8 protein-coding genes and 3 tRNA genes are annotated in these 10,924 nt (G+C 70.2%); 5 read left to right on the top strand and 6 right to left on the bottom strand.

Annotated features, from left to right (window positions below; translation table 11 throughout):
• The 5 genes from ACIBG6_RS11975 to ACIBG6_RS11955 all read right to left on the bottom strand — a co-directional run.
• A partial coding sequence (locus ACIBG6_RS11975; protein WP_399222446.1) for an ice-binding family protein occupies positions 1 to 1,014 on the bottom strand: 1,014 nt, incomplete at its 3' end.
• 540 nt (positions 1,015 to 1,554) lie between these two features.
• On the bottom strand, positions 1,555 to 2,151 hold the full coding sequence (locus ACIBG6_RS11970; protein ID WP_399222445.1) for a hypothetical protein: 597 nt from the start codon (positions 2,149 to 2,151) through the stop codon (positions 1,555 to 1,557).
• 437 nt (positions 2,152 to 2,588) lie between these two features.
• A tRNA-Ile gene (locus tag ACIBG6_RS11965) sits at positions 2,589 to 2,665 on the bottom strand.
• Between the two features lie 165 nt (positions 2,666 to 2,830).
• Positions 2,831 to 2,903: transfer RNA gene (locus ACIBG6_RS11960), tRNA-Asn, on the bottom strand.
• A 5-nt stretch (positions 2,904 to 2,908) separates the two neighbouring features.
• Positions 2,909 to 2,981, bottom strand: a tRNA-Asn gene (locus tag ACIBG6_RS11955).
• Positions 2,982 to 3,117: 136 nt separating this feature from the next.
• Between ACIBG6_RS11955 and ACIBG6_RS11950 the strand changes: the two genes are divergently transcribed.
• The 5 genes from ACIBG6_RS11950 (at position 3,118) to ACIBG6_RS11930 (ending at position 9,895) form a co-directional block, all read left to right on the top strand.
• Positions 3,118 to 3,429, top strand: coding sequence for a YtxH domain-containing protein (locus ACIBG6_RS11950; protein WP_399222444.1), 312 nt, complete (start codon positions 3,118 to 3,120; stop codon positions 3,427 to 3,429).
• A gap of 38 nt (positions 3,430 to 3,467) precedes the next feature.
• Positions 3,468 to 4,907, top strand: coding sequence for an FGGY family carbohydrate kinase (locus ACIBG6_RS11945; protein WP_399222443.1), 1,440 nt, complete (start codon positions 3,468 to 3,470; stop codon positions 4,905 to 4,907).
• Positions 4,908 to 5,008: 101 nt separating this feature from the next.
• Positions 5,009 to 6,742: an ABC transporter ATP-binding protein gene (locus ACIBG6_RS11940; protein WP_399222441.1), complete on the top strand. Its 1,734-nt coding sequence runs from the start codon at positions 5,009 to 5,011 to the stop codon at positions 6,740 to 6,742.
• Entirely contained in the window at positions 6,742 to 8,670 is a 1,929-nt protein-coding gene (locus ACIBG6_RS11935; RefSeq protein ID WP_399222440.1) for an ABC transporter ATP-binding protein, read from the top strand. The genes ACIBG6_RS11940 and ACIBG6_RS11935 overlap by 1 nt, the downstream gene beginning before the upstream one ends.
• Positions 8,671 to 8,704: 34 nt before the next feature.
• Positions 8,705 to 9,895, top strand: a complete 1,191-nt coding sequence (locus ACIBG6_RS11930; RefSeq protein WP_399222439.1) for a TerD family protein — start codon at positions 8,705 to 8,707, stop codon at positions 9,893 to 9,895.
• On the opposite strand, the gene ACIBG6_RS11925 is transcribed toward ACIBG6_RS11930, so the two are convergent.
• A complete protein-coding gene (locus tag ACIBG6_RS11925; protein WP_399222690.1) occupies positions 9,892 to 10,842 on the bottom strand; it encodes an RNA polymerase sigma factor in 951 nt (316 codons plus the stop codon). The genes ACIBG6_RS11930 and ACIBG6_RS11925 overlap by 4 nt on opposite strands.
• Positions 10,843 to 10,924: the final 82 nt, after the last annotated feature.

Genomic DNA, 10,924 nt, shown 5'->3' with positions numbered 1-10,924 from the left:
TCCAGTGGGTCCGGGCGCGCCCGTCGGGCCGGGTGCTCCGGTGCTGCCGTCGGGTCCGGGTGCACCGGTCGGGCCGGGGCTACCAGTGGGTCCGGGCGCGCCCGTCGGGCCGGGTGCTCCGGTGCTGCCGTCGGGTCCGGGTGCACCGGTCGGGCCGGGGCTACCAGTGGGTCCGGGTGCGCCCGTCGGGCCAGGCGATCCCGTCGGGCCGGGAGGTCCAGGCGGTCCGGGAGGTCCAGGCGGTCCGACGGCGCAGGTCGGCCGCGTAATGGTGTTGTTGTCCATCGTGACCGCGGCCTCACGCGCCAGGGCGCGGCCTTCGATCACGGCGCTGTTGTTCAGCGTGATGGACTGCATGGCCAGGATGGTGCCCTTGAACTGGGTGGTCGTGCCGAGGGTGGCGGAGCTGCCCACCTGCCAGAACACGTTGCAGGCATTTGCTCCGTTGATGAATTCCACGGAACTCGACGAAGCCGTGATCAGGGTCGAGGGGGTCCGGAAGATGAAGACGGAGTTGGGGTCGTTCTGGCCGTCGAGGGTGACCGTCCCGGTGAGTTTCAGGGACGCCGGGTCCGCCGGGGCCGTGTAGACGCCGGGCGCCAGCGTCCGTCCGCCGAGCTCGTCCGAATCGAGAATGGTCCCGGGTCCCCGGCCTGCCGCGTCGTCGTAGGCGACGATGAGGTCGGACTTCGCCTGACCGGCGGCGGCGTTGGGGAATACGCGTCGCACTCCGTTGATGATGCCGGGCGGGAAGCCGGTCACGTCTGTGCCCGGATAGAGCCCCAGGTCGCCGTTGATGACGGTGGGGTTCGTGTTGGTGACCGTCGAACCGGCCAGGACCCCGTAACTGGCGGTGGTCCCCAGCAACACGGGGGATTCTGCGGCATAGGCGTGGGTCGGGACCAGGGCGGCCGCCAGGAGCGATGCGGGGAGCAGGGCGAAGGCTCCCCGTTTGAGCAGATTGCGTTGCAGGCTAGAGACGGGTGGAGCCCACCGGATGACATCCAATGCCATGGCAGAACCTTTCTTGTCGCTGGTCTGGGCCGTCGGCCTGCTGCCTGTGCCGACTCGCAGGCTCACCCCGGGCAGGGGGCGCAGATCTGCCCCTGCCAGAGGTGGTGATGGGGCGTCACGTGGGAGCATTCCCGCATGTTTCACAGCAATAGACTGAAAATCAGATAAATCGTCTGCATGGGTGACGTGGCGTGAGGAAGTGAATCCGTCGTACGTCTGCGCGTATTTGTTGCGCCGTCCAAACGGTGTCACGAGCCCATCTCTGGCCTGTGGCGGGCGGCAGGCGGGGACGGGGTTCCGAAGAGCCCGGTGAACCCGGGGTCTCCGTAGCTGATGCACCAGGCCCGTCGGGTGGTCTCTCGCTCGGCGTGGCGCGGGGAGAACATGTGGCGTTGGCGGGCGATGGCTCCGGTGGTGTCGGTCATGGGTCTCCGCAGGGGCGCGGCACAGGTCGCGGCCGCGCCCCTTGGTCGGGTTCTGGTCAGGGGGTGGCCGTCGGGCGCGGCTTCTTGCCGGAGGAGCGGTGGCGCGAGCGGCGCTTCACGGCCGGCCGGGGGGCGGGTCCGGCGCGCCGTCGGCCATGGAGGGTGCGGCGCTACCGACGGGGACCTCTTCGCCCCCCGGTTCCTGGGCGTCAATGGTCGGGGATGCGTCGGCGGTCTCCTGCGACTCGTCGGACTCCGTGGTGTCGGCGCCTTCGTCTCCCTGGGGGGCCGTGGCGTTGGAGGTGTCCACCGGGTCGTCGCCGGTTTCCGGGTGGGAGGCGGGAGTCGGCTCGCTGTCGAGTTCGACCTCCCGGTCGGGGATCTGGGTGTGCGCCTCGGAGCCGCAGTCCCGGAGGTACGTGCCGATGGGGATGGCGGTCTCGCCTTGGGCTTCGTTGAGGACGTCGGCGACGAGTTCGTGAGCGGATCGTGGTTCCGTATCTCCGCACGGACCGTCGAGGTTGCCTACCGGACCTACGACGAGGCACCGAAGCAGGACAGCGTGCGCACCGTCACGCTCGACGCCCAGACCAAGGCGCTGTGGATCGCCTGGAGCGAGACCCAGCAGCAGGAACACGAGCAGTGGTCCGGAGAGAAGGCGTGGGTCGACAGCGGACGGGTCTGGACCCACGAGAACGGCGAGGCGCTTCACCCCGACTGGATCAGCCGGCGCTCCTCGGGAAGGCGGACATCAAGGTCGTTCAGGAGCGGCTGGGGCACAGCTCCCGCCAGATCACCTCGGACACCTGCACCAGCGTCCTGCCGCAGCTTCTGACGGCCGAGGCGGAGTCCACGAGCGCGGTCGTCCCCAGGTCTAAGCAGCCCAGCCCGAACCCGGTGGAGAGGAAAGGGGCCGTCAGCCGGGCCAAGCCGGGTTGCGACCAGTCGCCAGAGGCCGAGGACACGGCCGGAAGATCGAATGTGACGCGGGACACGGCCGCTGGTGGGCCGAACGAGGGAAACGAACGCGCCGCGTGACCCGCGTCCAAACTTTGTCCAAGCAGGTGTGATTTCCTGCTATGGACGGGCCGCCAAGGCCTTCCGCACCTACGTCCGACCGCCAAACGTGCTGGTCAGAACGTTTTTCTTTGGTGGGGCGGGTGGGACTCGAACCCACGGCCGACGGATTATGAGTCCGCTGCTCTAACCGGCTGAGCTACCGCCCCGAACGGTGAGGCGCGTACATGTGTGCGCGCCGTCTGCCGCAGCATAGCCGCTCATACGATCTCCTGCTCCGGAAGATCGGCTCTGCTGACCATGAAGACCGCGCCCCGCCGCGCATGGTTCCCCGACACGCGAAAAAGGACCCCGAAGGGTCCTCTTTCGCTCTGCTCCCCCGACTGGACTCGAACCAGTAACCTGCCGGTTAACAGCCGGCTGCTCTGCCAATTGAGCTACAGGGGATCGCGCTCCCCCGACTGGACTCGAACCAGTAACCTGCCGGTTAACAGCCGGCTGCTCTGCCAATTGAGCTACAGGGGATTGCTGCGTTGCACCGAACGTACCCAGTCCGGCCGAACCGGGAGGGCGCTTGCTCGCTGCGAGACATACATTAGCGCAAGCAGGGGGGTGCTCCGCCAATCGGTATCCCCAGGGCCTCCAGGGAAGGATCGCAGCCGTGCGGTACAAGCTGACGTTCGTCGTGGGACTCGCCCTCGGTTACGTGGTCGGCACGCGAGCCGGACGCGAGCGCTACGAGCAGATGAAGAAGTCCGCGAGGGACTTCACGCAGAACCCGGCCGTGCGCAACGCCGCCGAGTCGGCGGCCCAGACCGGGCGCCAGGTCGCGGGCAAGGCCATGCACGCCGTCAGCGACACGGTGGGCGACAGGCTGCCGTCGTCGGTGACGGACCGGGTCCACGCGCTGCGCGACCGCCGCCGGAGTAACGGGCGCGTCGAGGACGACGACTGGGGCACCAGCAACACCTGATCCCCGTCCGGCCTCCGCGTGCGGCAGAATCATCTGTCATGGGGATAGTCGCCGGACTGGACAGCTCTGCTGGGTTCACACGCATCGTCGTCTGTGACGCGGACACGGGCGCCGTGCTGCGCCAGGGATACGCCCCCCACCAGGGCGACCCGAAGGCGGCCGAGGTCGATCCGCAGACCTGGCTGCTCTCGCTCGGGGAGGCCGCCACCGGTGGGCTCCTGGAGGGCGTGCAGGCCATCGGCGTCTCCGCCCAGCAGCGCGGGCTCGTGCCGCTCGACGCGCAGGGCGCTCTCGTGCGGCCCGCGCTCGTCGGCAACGACAAGCGGGCGCAGGTCGCCGCCGCCGAACTCGTCGAGTCGCTCGGCGGTCGCCAGGCGTGGGCCGAGGCCGTCGGCTGCGTGCCGAGCGCCGGGCAGCCGGTCGCCAAGCTGCGCTGGCTCGCCCGTACGGAACCCGAGAACGCCCAGCGGATCGCGATGGTCCTCCAGCCGCACGACTGGCTCGTCTGGCAGCTCCTCGGCCGGCCCGCGCGCCGCACCACCGACCGCGGCGCCGCCTCCGGCACCGGCTACTGGTCGGCCGGCACCGGCGCGTACCGCCCCGACCTCGTGGAACTCGCCCTCGGCCACCAGGCCGTGCTGCCCGAGGTCCTCGGCCCGGCCGACACCGCCGGCACCACCCCCGAGGGGCTGCTCATCTCCGCCGGTACGGGCGAGACCATGGCCGCCGCCCTCGGGCTCGGGCTCGGCCCCGGCGACGCGGTCGTCTCGCTCGGCGCCTCCGGCTCCGTGATGGCCGTGCACCACGAGGCCCTCGCCGACCCGAGCGGCATGATCACCTCCTTCGCCGACGCCACCGGCATGCACCTGCCCGTCGTCGCCACCTCCAACGCCGTACGGGCGCTCCGCGGCACCGCCGAGATGCTGGGGGTCGAGTCGCTGGACGAGCTCTCCGCGCTCGCCCTGAAGTCGACGCCGGGCGCCTCCGGGCTCGTCCTGCTGCCCTACCTGGAGGGCGAGCGGACCCCGAACCTGCCGCACGCCGCGGGCACGCTCAGCGGGCTGCGGCGCGAGTCGATGAAGCCCGAGCACCTGGCGCGGGCCGCGTTCGAGGGCATGCTCTGCGCCCTCGCCGACGCCCTGGACGTCCTGCGCGGGCGCGGGGTCGAGGTGCGGCGGATCTTCCTCCTCGGCGCCGCGGCGGGCCTCCCGGCCGTGCAGGCCCTCGCACCGGCCCTCTTCGGCGCGCAGGTCGTCGTCCCCCAGCCGGCCGACTACGCGGCACTCGGCGCCGCCCGGCAGGCCGCCTGGGCCCTCGGGGTCGCGCGCGGCACGCTGTCGCCGTCCGCTCCCCCGGCCTGGCAAGGAGCCGCCGCCCAGGTCCTGGAGGCAGGCGAGGAGCTGGCCGCCGGGCAGGCCGTGCGACAGCAGTACGTGGCCACTCGGGAGCAGATCCACCCCGGTGCGTTCGGCGCCTAGAACCAGGCCCCAACCCCCGGTTCGTAAAGTCTTTGCCAGGGCTCGCCCGCGCCCCGAAAACCGAGTCGTCTCCCACAGGAGCGCGGGCGATAGTAGGTCCCGTGCTCATAAGACTTCTCCGAACCCACCTGCGGCCCTACCGAAAACCCATCGCGCTGCTCGTCCTGCTCCAGTTCCTGCAGACCTGCGCGAGCCTCTACCTGCCGACCCTGAACGCCGACATCATCGACAACGGTGTCGTCAACGGGGACACCGGCTACATCCTGCGTTTCGGCGCGCTGATGGTCGGCGTCTCCGTCGTGCAGGTCGTCTGCAACATCGGGGCCGTGTACTACGGCGCTCGGACGGCGTCCGCGCTCGGACGGGACGTGCGCGGCGCGATCTTCGACCGCGTGCAGTCCTTCTCCGCGCGGGAGCTCGGGCACTTCGGCGCGCCGTCGCTGATCACCCGTACGACCAATGACGTGCAGCAGGTCCAGATGCTGGTCCTGATGGCGTTCACCCTGATGGTGTCCGCACCGATCATGTGTGTCGGCGGCATCGTGATGGCGCTCGGCCAGGACGTGCCGCTGTCGGCCGTGCTGCTCGCCGTCGTGCCGGTCCTCGGTGTGTCCGTGACCCTCATCGTGCGGAGGATGCGGCCGCTCTTCCGGACGATGCAGGAGCGCCTCGACACCGTGAACCGGGTGCTGCGCGAGCAGATCACCGGCAACCGCGTCATCCGGGCCTTCGTGAAGGACGGGTACGAGGAGGAGCGGTTCCGCCGGGCCAACGCCGATCTGACCGACGTGTCGATGTCGACCGGCCGGCTGATGGCGCTGATGTTCCCGGTCGTGATGACCGTCGTGAACGTCTCCAGCGTGGCCGTCGTCTGGTTCGGCGCGCACCGCATCGACAGCGGCGGGATGGAGATCGGCGCGCTGACCGCCTTCCTCGCCTATCTGATGCAGATCGTGATGGCCGTCATGATGGCCACCTTCATGTTCATGATGGTGCCGCGTGCCGAGGTGTGCGCCGAGCGCATCGAGGAGGTCCTGGCGACCGAGTCCAGCGTCGTACCGCCGGCCGAGCCGGTGACGACCCTCGACCGGCGCGGGCACCTGGAGGTCAGGAGCGCGGACTTCCGGTACCCGGGCGCCGAGGAATCGGTCCTGAAGGACGTCGGGCTCGTCGCACGCCCCGGGGAGACCACGGCGATCATCGGGTCCACCGGCAGCGGCAAGTCGACGCTCCTCGGGCTCGTCCCGCGGCTCTTCGACGCGACCGGCGGCGAGGTCCTCGTCGACGGCGTCGACGTGCGGAAGCTCGACCCCGCGCTGATGGCGAGGACCGTGAGCCTGGTGCCGCAGAAGCCGTACCTGTTCTCCGGGACGGTGGCGACGAACCTGCGGTACGGGAAGCCCGACGCGACCGACGAGGAGCTCTGGCACGCCCTGGAGGTCGCGCAGGCCGCCGACTTCGTCCGCAAGCTCGAGAACGGGCTGAACGCCCCGATCGCGCAGGGCGGCACGAACGTCTCCGGCGGTCAGCGGCAGCGGCTCGCGATCGCGCGGACGCTGGTGCGGAAGCCGGAGATCTACCTCTTCGACGACTCCTTCTCCGCCCTGGACTACGAGACCGACGCGCTGCTGCGCGAGGCGCTCCGGCGGGAGACGGCGGACTCGACGGTGGTGATCGTCGCCCAGCGGGTGTCGACCATCCGGGACGCCGACCGGATCGTCGTCCTCGACGAGGGCCGGGTCGTCGGCACGGGCCGGCACCAGGAGCTGATGGCGGAGAACGAGACGTACCGGGAGATCGTGCTCTCCCAGCTGACCGAGGCGGAGGCAGCCTGATGGCCGGTCCTGGCGGACGCATGATGGCCGGTGGCGGCCCCGACCAGCGGTCGATGGACTTCAAGGGCTCGGGCAAGCGGCTGCTCAGGCAGCTGGCGCCCGAGCGCGCCACGCTCTGGGTGATGCTGCTCGCGGGTGTGCTGTCGGTGGCGGCCTCCGTGGTCGGGCCGAAGATCCTCGGCAAGGCGACGGACCTCGTCTTCGCGGGTGTCGTCGGGCGGCAGACGGCCGAGGCCTCCTCGAAGGCGGACGCGATCGCGGGGCTCCGCGCGGCGGGCGACTCCGGCATGGCGGACATGCTGTCCGGAGTCGACTTCACCCCCGGGCAGGGCATCGACTTCGGCGCGATCGGCGAGGTCCTGCTCTGGGTCCTCGCCATCTACGTGGCGGCGGGCCTGCTCATGCTGGTCTCCACCCGCCTGTCGATCAAGGTGATCAACCGGACGGTCTTCCGCATGCGCGAGGACGTCCAGACGAAGCTGGCGCGACTGCCGCTGTCGTACTTCGACAAGGCGAAGCGCGGCGAGGTGCTGTCCCGGGCGACGAACGACATAGACAACATCTCGCAGACGCTCCAGCAGTCGATGGGCCAGCTGATCAACTCGCTGCTCACCATCGTCGGCGTGCTCGCGATGATGTTCTGGATCTCGCCGCTGCTCGCGCTGGTGGCGCTGGTGACGGTGCCGGTCTCGGTCTTCGTCGCGGCGAAGATCGGCAAGCGCTCGCAGCCGCACTTCGTGCAGCAGTGGAAGTCCACGGGCACGCTCAACGCGCACGTGGAGGAGATGTACACCGGGCACAACCTGGTGAAGGTCTTCGGCCGGCAGGAGGAGTCCGCGAAGGACTTCCGCGAGCAGAACGAGGCGCTGTACGAGGCCGGGTTCAAGGCGCAGTTCAACAGCGGTGTGATGCAGCCGGTGATGTTCTTCGTCTCGAACATCAACTACGTCCTGGTGGCCGTGGTCGGCGGTCTGCGGGTGGCGAGCGGCACGCTCTCCATCGGTGACGTGCAGGCCTTCATCCAGTACTCGCGCCAGTTCTCGATGCCGCTGACGCAGGTCGCGTCGATGGCGAACCTGGTGCAGTCGGGCGTGGCCTCGGCGGAGCGGATCTTCGAGCTCCTCGACGCCGAGGAGCAGGAGCCGGACGCCCCGCGGAGCGAACACCCGACGGACCTCATGGGCAAGGTCGCCCTGGAGGGGGTGTCCTTCCGGTACGAGGAGGACAAGCCGCTCATCGAGGACCTGTCGCTCACCGTGGAGCCGGGCCAGACGGTCGCGATCGTCGGCCCGACGGGCGCCGGCAAGACGACCCTCGTCAACCTCCTCATGCGGTTCTACGAGGTCACGGGCGGCCGGATCACCCTGGACGGGACGGACATCGCGAAGATGTCCCGCGAGGACCTGCGGAAGGGCATCGGCATGGTCCTCCAGGACACGTGGCTCTTCGGCGGCACCATCGCGGACAACATCGCGTACGGCACGACGCGCGACGTGACCCGGGCGGAGATCGAGGAGGCGGCGCGGGCCGCGCACGCCGACCGGTTCGTCCGCACCCTCCCCGAGGGGTACGACACGGTCATCGACGACGACGGGGCCGGGGTCAGCGCGGGCGAGAAGCAGCTGATCACCATCGCCCGGGCGTTCCTTTCCGACCCGGTGATACTCGTCCTCGACGAGGCCACCAGCTCGGTCGACACCCGCACCGAGGTGCTGATCCAGAAGGCGATGGCCCGACTGGCCCACGGGCGTACGTCGTTCGTCATCGCGCACCGGCTCTCCACGATCCGGGACGCGGACGTCATCCTGGTCATGGAGAACGGCTCGATCGTCGAACAGGGCACGCACAAGGAGCTGTTGGCGTCCGGCGGGGCCTACGCCCGTTTGTACGCGGCGCAGTTCGCCCAGGCGGTCGTCGAGGTCGACTGAACCGTCATGTGACCCATGCCGCATGATGTGCGGCATGGGTCACATAGCCAAGCATTCCTGGGTGCCGTCGGTCCCGCTGCGCGTGAGCGCCGAGGGCGTGGAGTTGGCAGCGCTGCTGCTCGGCGCGGACGGCCGGGTCCGCGGGGACGCGGACATGGTCTTCGAGGGGCAGCCCACCCATCCCTCCGGTGCGGTACGGCACGAACCGGCGTCGCTCGTCCTCGCGCTGGGGGAGGTGGAGGCCGAGATCGAGCGGATCGTGATCGCCGGCTCGGCGGACGGCGGCGCCCTGACGGCGGTCGCCCCGGACGGGACGGCCGTCGCCTCGCACACGGTGCCGGGTGCGCCGGACGTCACCGCTGTCGCCTTCGGGGAGTTCTTCCGGGAGTCGGGCGGCTGGAAGTTCGGCGGGGTCGGGCAGGGGTACGGCTCCGGGCTCGCGGGCCTCGTCACGGAGTACGGGATCGAGGTGGCGGAGGAGGAGCCGGAGCCGGTCGTGCCCGGTCCCGTACCGCTGACCGGCGTGGTGAAGATGCCGGGGCAGGCGGTGCCCGCCGACGGGAGCCACCAGGAGGTGCGGGTTCCCGCAGGGCCGTTCCCGCCGGCCGACCGGCCGTACGAACTCGTCGAGGGCTGGGAGTTCGGCCCGCTCTTCGAGCCCTTCACGATCACGGGCGACGGCGACCAGGTGGTCACCGTGGACGACCGCGTCCCGCCCGGTCCCGTGCTCGTCGAGGCCGCGCACGAGGGCAGGGACGGCTACTTCGCCGTCTTCCCCCTCAACAGCAAGAACAAGGACGAGGAGTACCTCTTCAGCACCACACTCCCGGACTTCACCGGAAGCACGGTCACTCCGGCCCCCGAGAGCCGTGCCCTGCGGCTGCGCGTGCGGGCGTACCACCGCTGGGCGATGCGGGTGAAGCCCGTCGTCGCGGCCCGCCGGCTCGAAGGGACGCTGCGGGGGTACGGCCCCGAGGCCCTGCTGTACTCGGGCGGGGCGGCCGACCTCCAGGTGCACTTCGAGGGTGACGAGAAGGGCGGGGGCTACGTCGGCATCTGGTGCCACGAGGTCGCCGGGCACACCAACCTCACGCCCCGGCCCACGCTGCTCCTCAACCACACCGAGCCGCTGCTGCACACCGTTCCGCTCCCGCCGGGTCCTCTGCTGCTGCTCCACAGGGCCGACGGTCCGTGGAGGCTCACGGTGAAGGAACTGGGCCTCTAGTCCAGATAGCCCCGCAGCTGGTCCGCGTAGGCGTGGTCCCGGAGTTTGTTGAGGGTCTTGGACTCGATCTGGCGGATGCGTTCGCGCGTCACGCCGAAGATGCGGCCTATCTCCTCCAGCGTGCGGGGCCTGCCGTCGTCGAGGCCGTAGCGGAGCTGGACGACCTTCCGTTCGCGTTCGCCGAGGGTCGAGAGCACGTCCTCCAGGTGGCGGCGGAGCAGCAGGAAGGCCGCGGACTCGACGGGTGAGGCGGCGTCACCGTCCTCGATGAGGTCGCCGAGGGCGACGTCGTCCTCCTCGCCGACGGGGGCGTGCAGGGAGACCGGTTCCTGGGCGAGGCGGAGGACCTCGCCGACCCGCTCGGGGGCCAGATCGAGCTGGGCGGCGACCTCCTCGGCGGTGGGTTCGTAGCCCCGCTCCTGGAGCATGCGGCGCTGGACGCGGATGACCCGGTTGATGAGCTCGACGACGTGGACGGGGACGCGGATGGTCCGGGCCTGGTCGGCGAGGGCCCGGGACATCGCCTGGCGGATCCACCAGGTCGCGTACGTGGAGAACTTGTAGCCGCGCGCGTAGTCGAACTTCTCGACCGCTCTGATGAGGCCCAGGTTCCCCTCCTGGACGAGGTCCAGCATGGTCAGGCCGCGGCCGACGTACCGCTTGGCGACGGAGACGACGAGGCGGAGGTTGGCCTCGATGAGTTTGCGTTTGGCGATCCGGCCGAGGACGACGAGCCGGTCCAGGTCGCCCGCCAACCGGCTGTCCAGATCGGGGGTGTTGGCGAGTTTCTCCTCGGCGAAGAGTCCGGCCTCGACGCGCCGGGCCAGGTCGACCTCCTCCTCGGCGCTGAGGAGCGGGATGCGGCCGATCTCGCGGAGGTACTGGCGGAAGAGGTCGGAGGAGGGCCCGTTGCCACCGAGGTCGGTGCGGCGCCGCTGGACCGGGATCTCGGGCTCCTCGTCGAGGGCGGCTTCTGGTTCCGCGGGGGGCTGCGACGGTTCCTGGGACACGGACACGGACACGGACTCG

The organism is Streptomyces sp. NPDC050842 (assembly GCF_044456565.1).
GTDB lineage: Bacteria > Actinomycetota > Actinomycetes > Streptomycetales > Streptomycetaceae > Streptomyces.
Note: the sequence above shows the minus strand (reverse complement) of the source record. Positions and strands in the feature narration are given on the sequence as shown.